Source organism: Martinezella rhizogenes (genome assembly GCF_000799715.1).
GTDB classification, from domain to species: Bacteria; Pseudomonadota; Alphaproteobacteria; order Rhizobiales; family Rhizobiaceae; genus Rhizobium; species Rhizobium rhizogenes_C.
Map to the genome: position 1 here is coordinate 672,156 of NZ_JUHG01000013.1, position 19,808 is coordinate 691,963.

The following is a 19,808-nucleotide window of genomic DNA, read 5'->3' on the forward strand; positions in this document are numbered from 1 at the left end:
TTTTGACCAAACGATCAAAAACGTGGGAACAAATAATGACACATGACATCACCCTATCGCGCCGTGCGGTAATCGCATCGGGCATCGCTCTTGGCGTCAGCGCGCTTGCGCCTGCCGCGCGCGCCGCCGCACCGCTGAAAGTCGCCGGCATTCATGCCTCGCCGGTGGAGAATGCGTGGAACTCCTGTCTGCACAAGGCGCTTCAGGATGCGGCCAAGGAAGGTGTGATCGAGTATGTGTTCTCCGAGGGTGTGTCGGGCACCGACTATCCCCGCGCCATGCGCGAATATGCCGAACAGGGCAACAAACTGATCATCGGCGAAGCCTATGCGGTGGAAAAGGAAGCGCGACAGGTCGCCGCCGACTATCCGGACACCGCCTTCGTGCTCGGCTCCAGCGGCGAGGCCGTCAGCGGCAATTTCGGCGTGTTCGGCACCTGGAACCATGACGGCGCCTATCTCGCCGGCATGCTCGCCGGCAAGATGACCAAATCGAACGTTGTCGGCTCGGTCGGCGCGATCCCGATCCCGGAAGTCAACATGCTGATCAATGCGTTTGCGGCCGGCGTCAAGGCGGTCAATCCCGACTGCAAGCACCTCGTCTCCTTTATCGGCACCTTCTTCGACCCGCCGAAGGCGCGCGAGGCGGGCCTGGCACAGATCGATGCCGGCGCCGACATCCTGTTCGGCGAACGCATCGGCACCGCGGATGCCGCCAAGGAGCGCAAAATCAAGTCGGTCGGCTCGCTGATCGACTATACGCCGCGCTACCCGGACACGGTGTTTGCCAATGCCATGTGGTATTTTCGTCCCATCCTCAATGCGGCGATCGCCGACGTTGCCGCCGGCAAACCGGTCGGGCGCAATTACACCGCCTATGGCCTGATGAAGGATGGCGGCAGCGACATCGTTTATGTGAAGGGCGTGGCACCGGCGGATGCCGAGGCGGCTATGGAAAAGGTCCGCGCTGACATCAAGGCCGGCACCTTCGAGGTTCCCAAGGTGATGGAACAGCCGAAGTAACGCGGTCCGACCATGCCCAGCCATCTATCCGCCGATGCCACCGACCTGGCCGGCGCCATCAAAGCCGGAAAGCTCACCTGCATGGACGCCATGCAGGCCGCACTTTCCGCTAGCGAGCAGCAGGCTTCTCTTGGCACTATCGCCCATCTCGACGCCGGGATGGGCCTTGCCTCCGCCAAGGCCTTGGATCTGGAACGATCGCAGCATCCGGACCGTTTTGCCGTCCGGCCTTTCGCCGGCATACCGACGCTTGCCAAGGATCTCGGCGGTCCCTTTGCGGGACTGCCGGTGACGGCGGGTTCGCGTCTTTTCAAACGCGAGGGCGGCGAGGCCGATAGCGATCTTGCAAAACGGTTCCGCGAGGCAGGCTTCTGCCTGTTCGGACTGACCACCAGCCCGGAATTCGGCTTCTCTCTGGCATCCGAGCCCGCGATCGGCCCGATCTGCCGCAATCCGCTGGACCCTGCCCGCACCGCTGGCGGTTCATCGGGCGGTGCGGCGGCGGCCGTGGCGGCGGGTATCGTATCGATCGCGCACGCCACGGATGCCGGCGGCTCGATCCGTGTGCCGGCCGCGTGCTGCGGCCTTGTCGGCCTGAAGCCGACACGGGGTGCGATACCGGCCGGCCCCTCCTTCGGCAACCATCTCGGTGGCATAGCCAGCGAGCTTGCCGTGACGCGCTCGGTGCGCGACGCCAGCCGGCTCCTTGAGGCCCTTCGCGGCGAAACCAGGGGGCCCTTTGCGGATATCGAGCGGATCGCTGCTCAACCGGGATCGCTGCGGATCGGCCTGCTTGTGGACACAGGCGTGCAACATCCGACCACACCAGAACGACTGGAGGCCGTCGAAGCCGCAGCGCGCCTTCTTGAAACACAGGGGCACCACATCGTCCAACTCGCCTGGGACGATGTCGAACAGCCGGTCTTGGCCAGCGGACGCGCCTTTGGCGATATCATCTCCGTCAATATCGCGACCTTGGTGGATAGCCTCGGCCTCGACATGCAAGCTGCCGAAACGCTGACACAGGCTTTCATCCTGCGCGGACGCGCCATGCCGGCAACGGCACTCTGGGATGCGCTCAATGGCGCGGTGCAGGCGAGCCGCAGCCTGTGGACCCTCTTCGACAAGGTCGATATCCTGCTGATGCCGATGCTTGCCTCGCAGCCGCCGTTGATTGGATCCTTTCCCACCGACCATTCCAATACCGACCTGCATCTCGACCGCATGACGGCTTTCGCACCGCTTGCCTCGCTTGCCAATATCTCCGGCTTTCCGGCCCTGACGCTGCCCTTTGGCGCCGATACCGACGGCCTGCCCTTGCCCGTCCAGATCGTGGCGCCGATGGGCAAAGATGCTCTTTTGCTGTCTCTCGCCGCCCGGCTCGAAGCCGACGGACGCTGGCAGCATCGCTACCCGATCGCGGGGCTCGCGGCATGACCGGACCTGTCCTTGAGATAGACGGCGTCAGCAAGCGGTTCGGCGACATCGTCGCCAATGACGGTATCTCGCTCACGCTAGCCAAGGGTGAGATCGTGGCGCTGCTCGGAGAGAACGGCGCCGGCAAGACGACGCTGATGAGCATCCTCTTCGGCCATTACGTGCCGGATGCCGGGCGCATCCTGATCGATGGCGTCGAACTGCCACATGGCAAGCCGCGCGCGGCGATTGGCGCCGGCGTCGGCATGGTGCATCAGCATTTCTCGCTCGCGCCCAATCTGACCGTGCTCGAAAACGTCATGACCGGCACCGAAAAGCTCTGGTCATGGAAGTCACGCACCGGAGCCGCGCGCAAGAAGCTGCTGGCACTCTCCAAGCGTTTCGGCCTGAAGGTCGATCCGGATGCTCGGCTTGGAGACCTTTCCGTCGGCGAACAGCAGCGCGTGGAAATCCTCAAGGCGCTTTATAATGACGCCCGTATCCTGATCCTCGACGAACCGACCGCCGTGCTCACCAATATCGAGGCGGAGCGCCTGTTTGCGACACTCAAGGAAATGGCCCGCCAGGGCCTGTCGCTGATCTTCATTTCCCACAAGCTCGACGAGGTGATGGCCGCTGCCGACCGCATCGTCGTGCTGCGCGGCGGCAGGATGGTGGCCGAGCGCGAAGCGTCGCGGACGGATAAGGCGGAACTTGCCGAGCTGATGGTCGGCCATCGGGTAACGCGCCCGATCCGCGAGCCGGGCACGCCCGGCGAGATCGCGCTTGAAGCACGCGGCATGACGGTGAGCATTGGCGGCGTCGAGCGACTGAAGAAGGTCAGCTTCAACCTGCGCGCCGGCGAGGTTCTTGGCATCATCGGCGTCTCGGGCAACGGCCAGGCAGCACTCGCGCAGGTACTCTCCGGCACGCTTGCCCGCACATCGGGCGAGCTTTTCTTCTTTGGCAAGCCATTGGGCAATCCTGACGTCGCCGAAATTGTGAGGGCAGGCATTGGCCGCATCCCCGAAGACCGCAACAAGGAAGGTGCGATCGGCGAAATGGCGATTTGGGAAAACGCCGTGCTGGAACGCCTTTCCTCCTTCTCGAAAAACGGCCTGGTCGACCGGAAGGCCGGCATCGCTTTCGCGCAGGAGATCATCATCGAATTCGACGTACGGGGCGGCACTCCGGCAAGCCGCACCCGGCTACTGTCGGGCGGCAACATGCAGAAGCTCATTCTCGGTCGTAACCTCCATCAGCGCCCGAAAATCCTCATCGCCGCGCAGCCGGCGCGCGGGCTGGACGAAGGCGCGGTGGCCGCGGTTCACGCCCGCATTCTGGAAGCACGGCGAAAGGGGACGGCCGTGCTATTGATTTCGGAGGATCTCGATGAGGTCATTGCCCTTGCGGACCGCATCCAGGCGATCGTCGGCGGCAAACTGTCGACGCCGGTCGACGCCGAGGAGGCTGATGCCCGCATGCTGGGCCTGATGATGGCCGGAGAATGGTCGAAAGCACCGGAGGCCGGCCATGCGATTTGAACGTCGCGAACATCGCCCGCTCTACCTGATGATCCTGACACCGCTGATCGCCGTCGCGGCGGCACTGGCATTGACCGGCATATTGATCGCCATCGCCGGCGCCCCCGTTCTCGAGGCCTACCGACGCATCCTGATCGGCGCCTTCGGCTCGCGGCTTTCGGCAACCGAGACGCTGACGCGCGCCACGCCGCTGATGCTGACGGGGCTTGCGGCTGCCGTCGCCTTCCGCGCCCGGCTCTGGAACATCGGCGCCGAGGGGCAGTTCTATCTCGGCGCGATTGCCGTCGCCGCCTTCGGCTCGAACATGCTCGCCGGATTGCCGGCGCCGATCCTGATCCCACTGCTGCTCGTCATCGGCGCCATCGCCGGGATGGTGCTGATCCTGATCCCGCTCTGGCTGAGATTACGTTTCTCCGTCGACGAGGTAGTGACCAGCCTGATCCTGAATTTCATTGCCGTACTCTTCGTCTCCATGCTGATCGACGGCGTGCTCAAGGATCCCACGGCCTTCGGCTGGCCGCAGTCCCAGGCGGTCGTCGATCACGCCATGCTGCCGAAGCTGATCGCCCGCTCGCGGCTGCATATCGGCTTTGTGATCGCCATTGCCCTGGCTGTCGTCGTCTATTTCGTCCAGTCGCGCACCGTCTTCGGCATGCGGTCGCGCGCCGCCGGCCTCAACCCTTCCGGCGCGGCCTTTGCCGGCGTCCGGCTCGGCAGCACCCTCGTCAAGGTCGCCTGCCTGTCAGGCGGGCTTGCCGGGCTCGCCGGCGCAGTCGAGGTGATGGGCGTCAAGGGCTATGTGACCACCGACCTGTCGCCCGGCTTCGGCTATGCCGGCATCGTTGTCGCCATGCTCGCCAATCTCAATCCGCTCGGCGTGGTGCTGGCCGCCATCTTCACGGCCACCATGTTCGTCGGCGCCGACGGCATGAGCCGCAGCCTCGGCATCCCGACCTATATCGCCGATGTCACCGTGGCCCTATCACTGCTCACCATGCTGATCGCAGTATTCTTCACGCAATACAGGATCCGCCGATGAGCGCGCTGTTCGATATCATCGCCTCCGCCGGGCTCTGGGCCGCCGTGCTGCGGATTGCGACACCGCTGATCTTCGGCACGCTGGGAGCCCTGCTTTGCGAGCGCGCGGGCGTACTCAACCTCGGCATCGAGGGCATCATGACCTTCGGCGCGATGATCGGCTGGCTGTCGGTCTATCATGGCGCCGATCTGTGGACCGGCCTTCTGGTCGCGGCAATCGCCGGCGGCATCTTCGGCCTGCTGCACTCAGCGCTGACGGTGACGCTCGGCCTGTCACAGCATGTCTCCGGTCTTGGCGTGACGCTGTTCGCCTCAAGCTTTAGCTATTACGTCTTTCGGCTGGTCGTGCCGGTGGCTGGAACGCCGCCGACCATCGTGGCGTTCCAGCCGGTCAGCATTCCCGGCCTGTCGACCCTGCCCTTTGTCGGCCCCGCCTTCTTCACGCAAACCGCGCCGACCTATCTCGCGATCCTGGTTGCGCTCGCCATGGCCTATATCGTCTTTCGCACGCCGGTTGGGCTGGCGATCCGGATGACCGGCGAGAACCCGCATGCGGCCGAGGCGCAGGGCGTCAACCCGATGAAGGTGCGCTACGGCGCCGTGATTGCCGGCAGCGCGCTGATGGGCATGGGCGGCGCCTTCCTGACGCTTGCCGCCTTCAACAGCTTCTTCCCGACCATGGTGCAGGGCCGCGGCTGGATCTGCATCGCGCTCGTCGTCTTTTCCTCCTGGCGACCGGGGCGGGCGCTGTTCGGCGCCCTGCTCTTCGCCTTCTTCGACGCTTTCCAGCTCCGCCTACAAACGGCAGTACAGGGTGTGCCCTACCAGATCTTCCTGATGACACCTTACATTCTGTCCATCGTGGCACTGGCCATCATGAGCCGCCGCGCCCGGGTGCCGCAGGCCCTGATGCAGCCCTACCGGCGCGGCGAGAGATAAACGAAGGCTCGTGTCAGCCTGATCGTCCGCCATGCCGATTCCTCCAATGACGGAACCGCTATCGTGTCCCCATATGGATCAGCCATCAACCCGCCATGGATTCGAGACGATCGGCACTGGTGGTCTCTCCTTCATAGCGCGAGGAAGATGCAGGATGCACGCCGCGGCCATATTGGCGCGGCGAACAGCCCATCATCCGCTTGAAGGCGGTACTGAAGGCACTCTCGGATTCATAGCCGAGCGAGAGCGCGATGATGGAAATGGAATCGCTGGAATGCGTCAGCCTTTCGCCAGCCAGCATCATGCGCCAGCGCGTCAGATAGTCCATCGGCGACGTCCCGACCGTTTCCTTGAATTTCAGGGTGAAGGTCGTTCGCGACATGCCCGCGCGCTCCGCAAGCGACGCCAATGTCCAGCGATGCGCCGGATCCTCGTGCATCGCGGTGATCGCCGCCGCCATCTGCCGATCCGCCAGGGCGAAGAGCCAGCCGACGCCACCCGTCACTCCTTCCGCCAGATGCAGCCGCAGTGCCTGCACCAGCATCGTATAGGCAAGCTGTTGCGCAATCAGGAAGCCACCGGGCTTCGGTTCGCGCAATTCCAACCGCATACGTTCCATGCACCAGCGCAACGACTCCCTATCCGTCTCCCTTCGAATATGGACGATTGGCGGCAGCATCGCCAGGAGCACACCGGCATGTCCGCCGGTCAGCGTAAAGTGCCCGCCAACGATCGAGAAATCGCCACCGTTGTTGAGAACGCGCATGCTGCCATTCGGTCGCGTCGGAAAGAGTTGGCGATAGTCGATAGGCGACAAGGACGGATTGCTTGCCAGAACAAAGGGCCGTCCGCGCGGCAGAACGAAACAATCTCCCGTCTTCAGGCGCACAGCGTCTGGAACGCCTTCGACCGAAAGCCAGCTTTGACCGGATACCACGGCATAGCATTTGATGCCCTCATGCTGGCCGAACCGGATCGACCAGTCGCCACCCGCCTCGAAGCCACCGAACATATAGCTGCGTGGCTTCAGGAGTGACAGAACGTCTGAGAGCGGGTCCATGCGTTTTCCGAACGATCGCGAAGGTAATACGAACTTTATAGCATAGATCGTTCCTCTTCAATCTCCTAGCGTGGCTCGTATTGGCTGTGAACGCAGTCATCGACCGTAATCAGGAGAAATCATCATGCGTGTCTTTGTCACCGGCGCCACCGGATGGGTCGGCTTTGCTGTCGTCAAGGAACTAGTTGCCGCCGGGCATGAGGTGCTCGGTCTTACCCGCTCGGACGCCGGAGCTGCGGCCCTCGCCGCTGCGGGCGCCAAGGTCCATCATGGTTCGCTCGAGGATCTGGAGAGCCTTCGCAGTGGTGCAGCCGCTGCCGATAGCGTCATTCATACCGCCTTCAACCATGACTTTTCAAAATTCGCGGCGAATTGCGAGCTGGACCGCCGCGCCATCGAAGCGCTTGGCGCTGCGCTGGAGGGAACAGACCTTCCGTTGATTGTTACGTCGGGAATGGCATTGTTGGCTAAGGGCCGCACCGCGGTCGAAAGCGATCCAGCTGTTGAGCCATCCGACACCTATCCCCGCGCCTCGGAAGCGACTGCCGCCACCCTGGCGTTGCGCGGACTTCGCACCGCGGTCGTGCGCCTTCCGCCATCGGTTCACGGTCACGGCGATCATGGCTTTGTGCCGATCCTGATCCGCGCGGCCAGGGAGAAAGGCGTCTCGGCCTATATTGGCGAAGGGCTCAACCGTTGGCCGGGCGTGCACCGGCTCGATGCCGCCCGTGTCTATCGGCTTGCGCTTGAACGCGGCGCCACGGACGGCCCCTATCACGCAGTCGCGGAAGAAGGCGTGCCGGTCAAGGACATCGCCGGCGTGATCGGCCGCCGCCTGAACGTACCCGTCGTCAGCAAGACCGCGGAGGAAGCGCGAGACCATTTCGGCTGGATCGGGCATTTCATTGGGATGGACGTCCCGGCGTCGAGCGCGAGAACACGCCGGCTGCTGGGCTGGGAGCCGACGCAGCCGGGGCTTATTGCTGATATCGATCACCCGGCCTATTTCGAAGCCTGAACGGCGAAGCGCGGCAACGAAAGGCACAATGGCTCCTGTCAGGTCATAGCCCGCCAGGAGCCTCTTCAGTCCGCTGATCACTCAGGTCTTTAGCCGGCTGCAATCCGACGACGGAAATGGTCTGTGCCCTCGACGATCTTGTCCATGAGTGCGTCGAGCGCCCAGAACCGCTCCTGGATATCGAAATTGATCACGCGGCTGTCGGTGCAGGCGAATGTGCCGAGGCGCTGGTGATAGAGCTTTGCGAGCTTCGGATATCCCATCGGCTCGGCCATGGCGGAGAGAGCGAGATAGACGGAGAGCTCATCCGCCAGCGCCGGATTGGAGGCGCTTTTCGTCAACATCCACTTGTAGAGATCCGGGTGGAAATTGGTGAATACGCCGGTAAAGCCGCGCGATCCCGCCTTCATGGCATCATAGGCGATCGCCGCATTGGCGTTGACGATAGCAAGCGGCGTATCCTTCGTCAGTGCGACGCGACGCTTGACCGTTTCGAGATCACAGGACACGTCCTTCAGGATGGCGAAGCGGCCGCTGCGGGCGCAGAACAACAGCTCATCGTCGCTCAACAGGCGACGATAGGGTGCCGGGCATTCGTAGAGACCGAGCGTCAGATCCTTCGGCAGGCGCTCGAGGAGCCAGTTGAGATCATCGAGGAATTTCGTGCCACCCTCCTTCTTGGCGTCGAGGCGATTGGTGACGAGCACCATCCCGTCAACGCCGGTGGCGGCGATCGCGCTCAGTTCGGCAAGCTGGTCTTCCAGGCTCTCGCTGACATGGCCGGAGGCGATGACCGGCACGCGGCCGGCCGCCGCCATCTTGACGAAGGCCGCAAGCTCGACGCGCTCTTCGAGGCTGAGAAACTGCATCTCGCTGGACTGGCAGACGGCAAACAGGGCATCGGAACCATTGGCGATGTACCATTCCACCAGCCTTGCAACGCCGGGGTAGTCGATCATGCCACTCTCGGTGAACGGCGTGATCATGACGGGAATGATACCTTCGATCTTCTTGAGCATTATGTCAGCCTGCCAGTACTTGGGGATTAACGACATAGGGGACGATCGCCTGCGGGCGACCGCCGAGATATTCGAGGATATTGCTGACGCAGCGCTCCGTGACAAGACGTTCCGTCATGCGATCCATGCCGGAAACAGGCGGAAAGCAGGTCAGACCCGCCTAAATGCACGGCGCCGAGCATTGTTGTCATCACGCGCGGTCGTCTCTTTTCTTCATGCTCAGCCGTTTCAACTTCTCATTCAACGTTCTGTGGGGAAGCTGCAGCCGTTCCGCCGCGAGGCTGGCCTTGCCACCAGCACCATTCAAAGCCTGTTCGATGACCTTGAGCTCGAATTGATCGACAAGATCGGCCAGAGAGGAATTCTCAACCGTCAGATCGTCCTGCTGATCCGTGTCGGGGCGCCAATCCAGCCCCAACGTCCGGCGCTCTGCCAGATGCTTGAGCTCCCGGACATTGCCGGGCCATGCATAGGCAAGAAGAAAGCGTGTTTCCTCATCCGTCAAAGGCAACGCCTTCCGCTCAAGGCGTTCCGCCATCGACATCATAAAGTGTTCAAACAGCAGCAGCGCATCGTGACCGCGATCCCGCAAGGGAGGAATCGCGATATCCGCCGCCGCCAGCCGATAATAGAGATCCTCACGAAAAAGCCCGCGCGTGGCGAGATCGCGAAGATCCTCCTTGGTCGCGGACAGGACGCGTATGTTGATCGGTATTTCGCGGTTCGAGCCCAAGCGGGTGACCGTGCGTTCCTGCAGAACGCGCAGGAGCTTCGCCTGTATGGAAAGCGGCATGCTTTCGATCTCATCCAGGAAGATCGTGCCGCCATTCGCGAATTCGAACTTGCCGACGCGCGTGCCCGAAGCGCCGGTAAATGCCCCCGTCTCGTGACCGAAGAGCTCGCTCTCGACGATGTCGAGCGGCAAGGCGGCGCAATTGATCGCCACATAGGAGCTGGCCTGGCGCGGGCTGCATTCATGCAGCAGCCGGGCCACAACCTCCTTGCCCGAGCCGGTCTCGCCCTTGATCAGCACGTCGACGTGGTAGGGGGCAAGCTGCTCGATAGTGGACTTCAAGCGGGTCGTCGCCTGATCCGTACCCAGCAATTGCCGATCAAGCCTGGCCTGGGTTGCATTGCTTTGTTCCAGGGAGACGACCCGCCGGCGCAGCCGGGCCTGTTCGAGCGCGTTCTGAAGCGTACCGATCAACTGTTCCGGCACATAGGGCTTCGTCAGAAAATTGAACGCCCCGGCCTGAATGGCGGCAACCGCCATGGGAACGTCACCATGACCGCTCAGGATGATCACCGGCAGCTCCGGCCAGGTTTTTCTGATGATGGCAAGCAACTCCAGACCGGACATGCCCGGCATGCGCACGTCCGAAATAACGACATCGACTTTTTCCGAGCGAAGGACCTTGAGCGCATCATTGGCGTCCGGGGCCTGGATCACCGCCAGCTCGTTGAGCGATAGCCATTGCGCGAGCGAACGCCGAAGCGCGGCATCATCCTCGATCAACAATATGACAGGCAATGCCTCTATCATGCGACCTCCCCTTCCCGGCGCGCTGCGCTCTTGCCGTTCCGTCTAAGGCGCAAAATGAATCTGGCCCCACCAAGCGGCGACTGATCGAAAGCCAGCGTACCGCCATGGTCGTTTGCGATGCGGTGCGCCGTTGCCAGACCGAGACCGAGGCCCTCGCCGGGCAATTTGGTCGTATAGAACGGCTCGAACAATTGCGTGCCGGTATCGGCCGCAATCCCCGGACCATTGTCGTCGACGGCAATCACACAGCATGTCCCTTCCGTAACCGCGCTCACACGAATGCAAGGCTCTTTCCGGTTCCTGACAGCATCGATCGCATTGCTGAGAAGATTGAGGATGACCTGCTCGAGCTGCGCCGCACTCCCCTGGACATTGAGGCCGGGGCCGATCTCTCGCGCAACGTCGATGCCGAGGTCGGAAAAACGAAACTTCAGCAGTTTCAGGGTGCGCTTTATGATCGCTCCGAGGTCGACATCGACGAAATCGTCGTCGCTTCGGCGCGCCAGACGCTTCAATTGACCGGTAAGATCGGAAATGCGGCCGACGACCTCGTTCATTGTGTCGATATTTTCCCCGATAGGATCATATTGCCGGCGTTGAAGCAGCAGTCGGGTCGATGCGATGTAGGTCGATAGCGCCGCCAGCGGCTGATTGATTTCATGCGCAAGTCCGGCAAAGGCCTGGCCGATCAGTGCAAGCTTTTCCGCCTGCGAAAGATTGCTGCGTGTCACGCTCAGTTGCCGCTCGGCCTCTTTCCGCTCGGCAATCTCTAGCTCCAGCCGGTCATGGCTCTGCTTCAATTGCTGGGTGCGCTCGGCAACACGGTGTTCAAGTTGTTCGTAGGCGCGCCTTGCCGCCTGCCGGCCGCGCCGCCTTTGCACGGCGATGGTGATGCCGGCCAGAACCAGCAGGCCTGCAAGTGCCGTGGCAATAGCGACGATATCATCCTGACGTCTGATGTCGGTGAGATCGGCAAAGTAGATCAGCGTCCAGCCCTTTTCACCGAATGGTGCGGCAACCTGCAAACGCTGTTCCGATGTGTCGTCGTTTTCAACCGTCGCCAGATCGAAACCCGATGATTGCTGAACCCTGATTTTTGGTGTCAGCGCCGCATCGCCATAGCGACGTTCCTGCTTCAGTTGCGCAAGGGCCGTGTGCGAAATCGGTGATGTGGCCGTGTATCGCCAATCCGGCTGCGACGACAGGAAGATGATGCCTTCACTATCCGCCATGGCAACCTGCTCGGATGCGTCGCGCCACTGTTTCTCGACCGGCAGGAGATCGATCTTGACGATGGAGACGCCGACAACCTTGTCATCGACCTTGATGGGAACGGAAAGAAAATAACCCGGTTGGCCGGTGGTGGTGCCGACGGCGTAATAGCTGCCATTGCCATTGGCCATCGCGTCACGAAAATATGGCCGATAGCTATAGTCATGGCCGACGAAACTGTCAGGCGTGTCATAGTTGCTGGCGGCGATCGTCAATCCCTTGGTATCGGTGACGTAGAGCGCCACGGCACCGGATGCGTTCGAAAGGCGAGCCAGGAAGCGATTGATGTCCGGCCGCTTGTCCTCAGCCATGCCGGAGCGGAACAAGTCCTCGATCTCGCTGGAGCGGGCCACGACATCCGGCAGGTAGCGGAAGCGCTCGATGCGAGCCGACAAGGTGGCCGAGATGAGCCTGAGCCGCTCATGCGACTGAGCAGCCGTTTCCCGCAGCCCATATTTCCGCGTCGCATCCTGAACAAGTCCCGGTATGCCCACACCGAGTGCCATGAACACAAGAGCGAGTATCAGGTATTTCCATCGCAAAGGTGCTCCCCCAAGCTGTACCCCAATCTCGTGATCATAGCAGGATAGGCCGCGCGGCAAAGCAGCATCCGGAAACGCCTCAACCGCGCAGCCCGACGTTCCGTCAGTCCAGGGTAAGACCCTGCCGCTCGTCCGATGCGAAACGGTCCTGCTCAGCGTGAACGATCTGCGCCAGTTCCCGCTTGATCTCGTTGAATTCGACGGAATTGGTGTCTCTCGGATAAGGCAGTTCGATACGGATATCCCTTTTGATCGTGCCCGGCCGGTAGGTGAGAATAACGACGCGCGAGCCGAGATAGATGGCTTCCTCGATGGAGTGGGTGACAAAAACGATGGTCTTGCCGACCGCCTGCCAGATGCGCAGAAGCTCATCCTGCAGCGAACGCCGCGTCAAGGCATCCAGCGCTCCGAACGGCTCATCCATCAGCATGATCGGTGGATCGAGCGCCAAGACGCGGGCGATCGCCACACGTTGGCGCATGCCACCCGACAGATCCTTGGGGAAACGCTGACGGAATTCCTTCAGCCCCAACAGATCCAGAAGCTGCGTGACGGTCTCGGCAATCTGTTGCTTCGCCAGCCCACGTATTTCCAGTCCGAAGGCGATATTGCGCTCGACCGTCATCCACGGAAACAAGGCATATTCCTGAAACACCATGCCACGATCCGGACCAGGGGCCGTAACGGCCTTGCCGGAGACTTCCAGCGTCCCGGCGGTCGGCAGGGAGAAACCTGCGATGGCGTTGAGCAAGGTGGACTTGCCGCAGCCGGAGGGGCCAAGGAGGCAGACGAATTCGCCGGCATTGATTTCAAGATCAATGTCCTTCAGCGCCGTGACGGCGGTCGGCTCCTTGCCGAAGACCTTGTTCACACCGCGCGCAAAAATCTGCGGCGCTGAGGCAGTATCTGCCAGCGGGGCAAGGTTTGCAGAGGTGATTGACATATAGTTCCTCCCTATCGCGAGCATTGACGGATCAATGCCATCGCGCCGGTCCGTGCCCCATCCATTGGGCAGGCGGACCGGCAGATTGAAGACTGTCGGCTAGAATGGCGTCCGCTACGACTCGATGCCGCGATGCCAGCGCAACAAGTGGCTGTTCAGCCGGTTGACGCCGATATCGATGGCAAGGCCGAGCAGCCCGATCGCAATCATCCCGGCGATCACCTTATCCGACCACATATATTCGCGGGCCTCGAGAATCCGGTATCCAAGGCCGCTGTTGACCGCGATCATTTCAGCGACGATGACGACGATGAAGGCCGTTCCGATACCGATCCGCATGCCCGTGAGGATATAGGGCGTGGCGGCCGGCAGGATAACGCGCCGGAACAAAGTGAGCCTGTTCGCGCCAAGATTGGTGGCGGCGCGGACATAGATGCTGTCGACATTGCGCACGCCGCTGATCGTGTTGATCAACACCGGGAAGAAGGCCCCGATGGCGATCAGGAAGATGGCGGGCGGATTGCCGAGACCGAACCAGAGGATCGCCAGCGGAATATAGGCGATCGGCGGGATCGGCCGCAGGAACTGAATGACCGGATTGAACAATTGCTCGATCGTCTTATCCGTGCCCATCAGCAACCCGAGCGGAAGTGCAAGCCCCGCCCCGACAACAAAGCCCAGAACGACGCGCTGAAGGCTCGCCAGCAGGTCGCCCAGAAGCTCGCTCGACATGATCCATGCGCCAAGGCTACCGGCCTCCTGGAAGCTTTCCTCCGGAATGAGGTAAAGCCACAGGCGCTCGATGATCGCCACCGGAGACGGCAGGATCTCCGGTCTGACAAGACCGAAGACCGACATCAGTTGCCATATGGTCAAGAGGACGACCGGAACGGCAAGATTTTGCAACAGCCGCTTGATCATTTCAGGGCGCTTTCCAGCAGATCCGTCTTCACCCAGTCGGTCGCCTTCGGCGGATTGACGAGCTTACCGACGCCATACTTCACCATCAGGTCGGTGGTGATCTGGACGTGTTCAGGCGTGATTTCGTAGCTGTAGGGCGAGTTCCCAATGGCATCCTTGAAGTCCTGTGGGGTGATCTGCCCCTTGAACATGTCATTGATGACGAACTTCTCCGCCAGGTCCGGCTTGTCGATGAAGGTCTTCGTCGCCTCGACAAAGAGCTTCATGGTGCGCTCGGCAACGTCACCCTTCTTGTAGAATTCCTCGGAGAAAACCAGCGAACGGACGGGCATTCCGATCGGCGTGTCGTAGGGCTTGAGGATCTCCACGCCGAAGGCCTTGTTGATCGCCTGGCTTGCCTGCGGCTCCGACTGGCTCATGGCATCGATATCGCCGGCCATCAGCGCCTGGTTGAGATCGGCATAGGCCATATAGAGGATCTGGACATCCTTGCCGGGTTTTTCCGACCATGTCAGGCCGGCCTTGTCGAGTTCGGCAAGCAGCACCAGTTCCTGGGCGCCGCCACGGGCAACGCCGACCTTCTTGCCCTTGAACTCGGCAATCGAGGTGATCCCCGATTTGGTTCCCGCCACGATGCGGGCGCCACCCTTGGCGAAACCGGCGACGGCATAAATCGGCACGCCCTTGGCACGACCGGCGATCGCCGCATCGACGGCGCTTGCAGCGACATCCACCTCACCGGCCACGATGGCGGGCAGGATGTCGATGCCCTTGGCGAAGAACCGCTCCTCGATTTCCAGATCGTATTTCGGAGCCAGTTCCTTCATGTAGGAGATCGCGCCGTAATGGGCGAATTTAAGATTGCCGAGCCGGACCTTGTCGGCGGCGTTCGCGGATACCGCAGCCATAAGGGCAACCGCGGCCAGCAGCAGCCGGCGCTTCAAATGTCTCATGTTTTCCTCCCAAAAACAGTGACCCAACGGTTGGGTCGAGAAATTGGGAGCAAGAGGTATGCCAGTTGCCGCAGCGATGGTCGCACAGCGTTAAAAGACAGGGCCTCACGCCTCGCGCAATATTCAATATCTTGAAATCATGACAATTTTCGCTTTCGCCAGAAAGATGGCGTCAGATCGACACGGCGTTGCCACTTATCCTGGTCAACGGCGCTTCTGGCAAAAATCTGCCAGCTTCGATCTATATCGAGCAAGATATCGCTCGATCAAAACACGCACTCCCTCCTGACATTCCGTAGGCAATGAGCTCATTTTCAGGCGCCGCATTTAGAAAATAATTTCTATAAAATTAATAGACAACAGAAAGACTGGTCTTTCTTGTCGACGCCACCGTCAACTAAGCTTCGTGCATGGTCGATTGATTAGATAGGCGAGGAAGAAGTATGTCTGCGGAATTCATAAGCGTTACGTTCACCAACCCCTCCACCGAAATAAATCCGCTGCCGCATCCGGCAATAGATCCACGTTTTCTGGTGCGATATGCGCGCTCGCTTGACGATTACGGCTTCAATTATACTCTGGTCCCTTACGACTCCTCGTCCTTTGATCCATTCACGATCGGCGCGACCATCGCGGCGAACACGAAAAACCTCAAGATCATCATCGCGCTGCGCCCGAACACGCTCTATCCGACAGTGGCGGCAAAGGCGCTCGCCACCCTCGATCAGCTAAGCGAAGGTCGGGTCGTCGTCCACTTCATCGCCGGCGGCAGCGATGTCGAGCAAGCGCGCGAAGGCGATTTCCTGACAAAGGAGCAGCGCTACGAGAGGCTTGAGGAATATATCCGCATCCTCAGACGCGCATGGGAATCGCCGGAGCCCTTCGATTTCGACGGGCGCTATTACCAGTTCAAGCAGTTCAGCAACCAGGTCCGTCCGGTAAACGGCAAGATCCCGGTTTCGGTCGGCGGCTCCTCCGACGAAGCTTACCGGATCGGCGGCGCTCTCGCGGATATTTTCGGGCTTTGGGGCGAGCCGCTAGCCGAGACCAAGGAGCAGATCGACCGCGTCAACGCCGAGGCCAAACGCGCGGGACGCACCGATCGTCCGCGCATCTGGGTGACATTCCGGCCGATCGTCGCCGAAACCGATGAACTGGCCTGGGTCAAGGCGCATAAGGTGCTCGAGTCCTTGCGCGAAAACCGCGCCAACGGCCTCGGCAAGGCCCCGGCATCCGCACCGCCGCCGCAAAATGTCGGCTCCCAGCGTCTGCTCAACATCGCCGCGCGCGGCGAGGTGCACGACCGGGCGCTCTGGTACCCGACCGTGACGGCCACGAATGCGCGCGGTGCCTCGACGGCGCTCGTCGGCTCGCCACAGACTATCGCTGATTCTATTCTCGACTACATCGACCTTGGCGCCGATCTGATCTCGATCCGCGGCTACGACAACCTCAACGATGCCATCGACTATGGCCGCTATATTCTGCCGCTGGTCAGGTCCGGACTTGAGGAGCGTGCCGCGCAGCAGCGAAACGTTGCCTGAGGACGGAGACATCAGAGGATTAAGCCTGCCGCCCTGAACGGCGACGGCTTTGATCATCACCACAAGCATCAAGGCGAAAATTCAACGCGGCAAGCGAATGCGCGCGTGAAGTATCGCGCATTTTTTCAATCGGAAAGGGCTCATCAGAGTGTCCCATAGCACGATCGATTTGACGGATCTGACTCGTACCCTGGCCGACGCGGCACCTGCTGCGGACGCGACGGGGGCCTTTCCCTGGGTGGGTATTCAGGCTGTGCACAAGAGCGGTCTGCTCGAAAGCACGGTCGGAACCCGCTTTGGCGGCGCCGGCGCCTCGCTTGCGGACACCGGGCGAATTCTCGCGGCACTGGGGCGCGGAGATCCCTCGGTCGCGCTGATCAGCGCCATGACGATCTTCACGCATCTCGGTGAGGTCAGCCGCAACCGATGGCCGGAGGGCCTTTATCGCCGTCTGCTCGCTGAGGCGAATGAGCGCCCCATCCTGCTCAACGCGGCGCGCGTGGAACCTGATCTCGGATCGCCCGCACGCGGCGGCTTGCCGGACACGCTGGCGCGGCGCACGCCGCATGGATGGTCCATCACCGGCAAGAAACGCTTCGTCACCGGCGCTCTCGGACTGACGCATTTCCTCGTCTGGGCACGCACCGACGAGGAGCCGCAGCGCGTCGGCACCTTCGTGGTCCCTTCGGGCTTGCCGGGAATTAATGTCATCGAGAATTGGCGGAGCCTAGGCATGCGCGCCAGCGGTTCGCATGATGTGGAGTTCACCAATGTCGAGATACCGCACGAGGATGTGCTTGATCTCACGGACGTTGCCGCAGGCACTCAGGACAATCGTGCCCATGCCGGCATGACCCTGGCGCTCACCGCCATCTATCTCGGCGCGGCGGAAGCCGCCCTGGAAGCCTTCGTCCGTTTCGCCCATGAGCGCGTGCCGGCCAATCTCGGCTACCCGATTGCCCGCACGGAACGCTTCGTGACGCTTGCCGGAGAGATCGACCTTCTGGTCTCAGGCGCGAGGCAGATCATCTTCGACGCGCTGGATCACGGTCTCGACAGCCCGGAGAAACTGATCCGCGCCCGTCTTCTGGCCGGTCGCCAAATCCGCCAGAGCGTGCAGCTCGCCGTCGGCGCACTCGGCAATCCCGGCCTCAGCGCCGATGTCGGCATCGAGCGGCACTTCCGCGATATCCAGTCCGTTCTCGTTCATGCGCCGCAAGAGGATACGGCGATTTCCATCCTCGGACGCGCCGCACTCGAACAAGGCGCAAAGACGCAACGCCCACCGGAGCTTTCCCCCACGCTTGTCTCCCGATCCATTCTTAAAACCGGCTGATCGGCCACAGCATCAGGATATCCATCATGACGTCTTCTTCCTACACCGTGACACGCCGCCGTCTTCTTCTCTCGGCAAGCACCCTCGTTGCTCTGTCCGCGGCCAATCTTTCAATGAATCTTCCCGAAGCGAAGGCGGCCGGCGCGCCGACCCAGGGTGGAACGCTGCGCATCGCCTTCCTGCGTGATAACACCACCCTTGTCAGCATCGACCCCTTCCAGGTTTACTGGCTCGAGCATCGCGTCGTGCTGCGCAACGTCGCTGAATCCCTGACCGACCAGAACCCGCAGACCGGCGAGATCATTCCCTGGCTCGCCACCAGCTGGCAGATCAGTGAGGACGGGCTTACCTACACGTTCAACCTCAGGAAGGACGTTACCTTCTCCAACGGTACGCCGCTGAATGCGGAAGCTGTGCGCATTGCTTTCGATTCCAACAAGGCCTTCGCCGCGAGCGTCCCCGCCACCTTCGGCCGTACCTATCTCGCCGGCTACGACCACTCCGAAGTCGTGGACGACCACACCATCCGTGTTCGCCTGTCGAAACAGAATGCCGGCTTCCTGCAGGCGACATCGACCACCAATCTCGCCATTCTCGCGCCTGAATCCTACAAGCGCACGCCGGAGGAGCGCTCCCGCGGCGCGATCATCGGCACCGGGCCGTTCGTGCTCAAGGAATACAGGCCGGAGGTCGGCATCAAGCTGGCGCGGCGCGACGATTACGCCTGGCCGTCGAAAGCCGCGCACAATCCGGGCAAGGCCTATCTGGACGCTGTCGAGATCCAGTATATCCCGGAGGAAAGCGTGCGCAGCGGCCAGTTCCTGCAGGGCGAGCTCGAACTCCTCTGGCCGCGTGATCCGTTCAGTGACGTGGACATCAAGCAGTTCGAGAGCATCAACGCGCAGATCCTCAGCCGCTCGCTTCCCGGCCCGGCGCTTAATCTTTATCCCAATGTCGGAGAAGGGCGCATCCTCAGCGATCCCTCGGTCAGAGCCGCATTGCAGAAGGCCATCGACCGCAAGACCTTTGCCCAGGGCGTCTATAGCGCCGAGTTCCCCGTCGTTCAGGGACCCTATGATGTTACCACACCCTATTTCAAATCGCAGGCGGCAAAGCTCGCCTATGATCCCGACGGCGCGGCGCAACTGCTCGACAAGGCCGGCTGGCTGCGACGCGATGACGGCTGGCGCTATAAGGATGGCAAGCGCCTGACGCTCGTTCGGCCGCTTCAGACGGCGGAGACCGCCGGCGACGTGCTGATCCAGGATCAATTGCGGCAGGCGGGGATCGAGTTGAAGCTCGAAGTGCTGGTCGCTGGCGAATTCCTGACCTTCGTTTCTGCGGCACGCTACGATCTGCACTCGACCTACATGACCCGCGCCGATCCGGTCGTCCTCCAGACGATCCTCGACCCCCGCTACACCAACAACTCGGCACTTTCCGTCAATGCTTATCCGCCCGAGACACTGAAGAAGGTGGAGGCGTTCTTCGACGCCGGCCTGCAGACGACGTCGAGCGCGGAAAGGGCGAAAGCCTATGCCGGACTGCAGGACGTGCTGATCGACGACAACGTCGCCTTCCCGATCTACGAGCGCCTCTGGCAGGCGGCGGCCTCACCCCGGGTGAGAGATTTCCAGTGGACGTCGGAAGGCTTTGCGCTCTTCAACGACATCTGGCTCGACGCTACGGCATGAGAAC

At 61.6% G+C, this 19,808-nt stretch carries 16 protein-coding genes; 9 read left to right on the forward strand and 7 right to left on the reverse strand.

The features are described from left to right. Nucleotides 1-35 precede the first annotated feature (35 nt). Genes EX00_RS15030 through EX00_RS15050 form a run of 5 tightly spaced genes read left to right on the forward strand, consistent with a single transcriptional unit; the run spans nucleotide 36 to nucleotide 5,959 of the window. The gene (locus EX00_RS15030) at nucleotides 36-1,022 is read left to right on the forward strand and encodes a BMP family protein (RefSeq protein WP_047459165.1); all 987 of its coding nucleotides are present in this window, start codon (nucleotides 36-38) and stop codon (nucleotides 1,020-1,022) included. Between the two features lie 12 nt (nucleotides 1,023-1,034). Next, the gene (locus tag EX00_RS15035) at nucleotides 1,035-2,459 is read left to right on the forward strand and encodes an amidase (RefSeq protein ID WP_047459168.1); all 1,425 of its coding nucleotides are present in this window, start codon (nucleotides 1,035-1,037) and stop codon (nucleotides 2,457-2,459) included. Then, on the forward strand, nucleotides 2,456-3,982 hold the full coding sequence (locus EX00_RS15040; protein WP_047459169.1) for an ABC transporter ATP-binding protein: 1,527 nt from the start codon (nucleotides 2,456-2,458) through the stop codon (nucleotides 3,980-3,982). The genes EX00_RS15035 and EX00_RS15040 overlap by 4 nt, the downstream gene beginning before the upstream one ends. Next, complete coding sequence (locus tag EX00_RS15045; protein ID WP_047459170.1) at nucleotides 3,972-5,021, forward strand: ABC transporter permease; 1,050 nt, start codon at nucleotides 3,972-3,974, stop codon at nucleotides 5,019-5,021. Before EX00_RS15040 ends, EX00_RS15045 begins: the two co-directional genes overlap by 11 nt. Beyond that, complete coding sequence (locus EX00_RS15050) at nucleotides 5,018-5,959, forward strand: ABC transporter permease (protein ID WP_047459171.1); 942 nt, start codon at nucleotides 5,018-5,020, stop codon at nucleotides 5,957-5,959. The genes EX00_RS15045 and EX00_RS15050 overlap by 4 nt, the downstream gene beginning before the upstream one ends. A gap of 85 nt (nucleotides 5,960-6,044) precedes the next feature. Here EX00_RS15050 and EX00_RS15055 read toward each other — a convergent pair whose 3' ends face one another. Next, nucleotides 6,045-7,019: an AraC family transcriptional regulator gene (locus EX00_RS15055; protein ID WP_047459172.1), complete on the reverse strand. Its 975-nt coding sequence runs from the start codon at nucleotides 7,017-7,019 to the stop codon at nucleotides 6,045-6,047. Nucleotides 7,020-7,143: 124 nt separating this feature from the next. Here EX00_RS15055 and EX00_RS15060 point away from each other — a divergent pair, with 124 nt between their 5' ends. Further along, on the forward strand, nucleotides 7,144-8,037 hold the full coding sequence (locus EX00_RS15060; RefSeq protein WP_047459173.1) for an SDR family oxidoreductase: 894 nt from the start codon (nucleotides 7,144-7,146) through the stop codon (nucleotides 8,035-8,037). Between the two features lie 89 nt (nucleotides 8,038-8,126). On the opposite strand, the gene EX00_RS15065 is transcribed toward EX00_RS15060, so the two are convergent. From EX00_RS15065 to EX00_RS15090, 6 genes are all read right to left on the reverse strand, one after another. Further along, nucleotides 8,127-9,056: a dihydrodipicolinate synthase family protein gene (locus EX00_RS15065; protein ID WP_047459174.1), complete on the reverse strand. Its 930-nt coding sequence runs from the start codon at nucleotides 9,054-9,056 to the stop codon at nucleotides 8,127-8,129. 190 nt (nucleotides 9,057-9,246) lie between these two features. Then, entirely contained in the window at nucleotides 9,247-10,599 is a 1,353-nt protein-coding gene (locus EX00_RS15070; RefSeq protein WP_047459176.1) for a sigma-54-dependent transcriptional regulator, read from the reverse strand. Then, entirely contained in the window at nucleotides 10,596-12,413 is a 1,818-nt protein-coding gene (locus tag EX00_RS15075) for a sensor histidine kinase (protein ID WP_047459177.1), read from the reverse strand. Before EX00_RS15075 ends, EX00_RS15070 begins: the two co-directional genes overlap by 4 nt. A 103-nt stretch (nucleotides 12,414-12,516) precedes the next feature. Continuing rightward, complete coding sequence (locus tag EX00_RS15080) at nucleotides 12,517-13,356, reverse strand: ABC transporter ATP-binding protein (RefSeq protein WP_047459179.1); 840 nt, start codon at nucleotides 13,354-13,356, stop codon at nucleotides 12,517-12,519. Nucleotides 13,357-13,470: 114 nt separating this feature from the next. Next, nucleotides 13,471-14,277, reverse strand: coding sequence for an ABC transporter permease (locus EX00_RS15085; protein ID WP_047459181.1), 807 nt, complete (start codon nucleotides 14,275-14,277; stop codon nucleotides 13,471-13,473). After that, entirely contained in the window at nucleotides 14,274-15,230 is a 957-nt protein-coding gene (locus tag EX00_RS15090) for an ABC transporter substrate-binding protein (RefSeq protein ID WP_047459182.1), read from the reverse strand. The genes EX00_RS15085 and EX00_RS15090 overlap by 4 nt, the downstream gene beginning before the upstream one ends. A 443-nt stretch (nucleotides 15,231-15,673) precedes the next feature. Here EX00_RS15090 and EX00_RS15095 point away from each other — a divergent pair, with 443 nt between their 5' ends. The 3 genes from EX00_RS15095 to EX00_RS15105 all read left to right on the forward strand — a co-directional run bounded on the left by EX00_RS15095 (nucleotide 15,674) and on the right by EX00_RS15105 (nucleotide 19,804). After that, nucleotides 15,674-16,774, forward strand: coding sequence for an LLM class flavin-dependent oxidoreductase (locus EX00_RS15095; RefSeq protein ID WP_047459183.1), 1,101 nt, complete (start codon nucleotides 15,674-15,676; stop codon nucleotides 16,772-16,774). A gap of 148 nt (nucleotides 16,775-16,922) precedes the next feature. Beyond that, complete coding sequence (locus EX00_RS15100; RefSeq protein ID WP_047459184.1) at nucleotides 16,923-18,110, forward strand: acyl-CoA dehydrogenase family protein; 1,188 nt, start codon at nucleotides 16,923-16,925, stop codon at nucleotides 18,108-18,110. Between the two features lie 26 nt (nucleotides 18,111-18,136). Continuing rightward, nucleotides 18,137-19,804: an ABC transporter substrate-binding protein gene (locus tag EX00_RS15105; RefSeq protein ID WP_047459185.1), complete on the forward strand. Its 1,668-nt coding sequence runs from the start codon at nucleotides 18,137-18,139 to the stop codon at nucleotides 19,802-19,804. The last annotated feature ends 4 nt before the right edge of the window (nucleotides 19,805-19,808 follow it).

Excerpts from the sequence above, each read along its gene's own strand:
- EX00_RS15030 (WP_047459165.1), top strand. The coding sequence starts at position 36 with ATGACACATGACATCACCCTATCGCGCCGTGCGGTAATCGCATCGGGC.
- EX00_RS15035 (WP_047459168.1), top strand. The coding sequence starts at position 1,035 with ATGCCCAGCCATCTATCCGCCGATGCCACCGACCTGGCCGGCGCCATC.
- EX00_RS15040 (WP_047459169.1), top strand. The coding sequence starts at position 2,456 with ATGACCGGACCTGTCCTTGAGATAGACGGCGTCAGCAAGCGGTTCGGC.
- EX00_RS15045 (WP_047459170.1), top strand. The coding sequence starts at position 3,972 with ATGCGATTTGAACGTCGCGAACATCGCCCGCTCTACCTGATGATCCTG.
- EX00_RS15050 (WP_047459171.1), top strand. The coding sequence starts at position 5,018 with ATGAGCGCGCTGTTCGATATCATCGCCTCCGCCGGGCTCTGGGCCGCC.
- EX00_RS15055 (WP_047459172.1), bottom strand. The coding sequence starts at position 7,019 with ATGGACCCGCTCTCAGACGTTCTGTCACTCCTGAAGCCACGCAGCTAT.
- EX00_RS15060 (WP_047459173.1), top strand. The coding sequence starts at position 7,144 with ATGCGTGTCTTTGTCACCGGCGCCACCGGATGGGTCGGCTTTGCTGTC.
- EX00_RS15065 (WP_047459174.1), bottom strand. The coding sequence starts at position 9,056 with ATGCTCAAGAAGATCGAAGGTATCATTCCCGTCATGATCACGCCGTTC.
- EX00_RS15070 (WP_047459176.1), bottom strand. The coding sequence starts at position 10,599 with ATGATAGAGGCATTGCCTGTCATATTGTTGATCGAGGATGATGCCGCG.
- EX00_RS15080 (WP_047459179.1), bottom strand. The coding sequence starts at position 13,356 with ATGTCAATCACCTCTGCAAACCTTGCCCCGCTGGCAGATACTGCCTCA.
- EX00_RS15085 (WP_047459181.1), bottom strand. The coding sequence starts at position 14,277 with ATGATCAAGCGGCTGTTGCAAAATCTTGCCGTTCCGGTCGTCCTCTTG.
- EX00_RS15090 (WP_047459182.1), bottom strand. The coding sequence starts at position 15,230 with ATGAGACATTTGAAGCGCCGGCTGCTGCTGGCCGCGGTTGCCCTTATG.
- EX00_RS15095 (WP_047459183.1), top strand. The coding sequence starts at position 15,674 with ATGTCTGCGGAATTCATAAGCGTTACGTTCACCAACCCCTCCACCGAA.
- EX00_RS15105 (WP_047459185.1), top strand. The coding sequence starts at position 18,137 with ATGACGTCTTCTTCCTACACCGTGACACGCCGCCGTCTTCTTCTCTCG.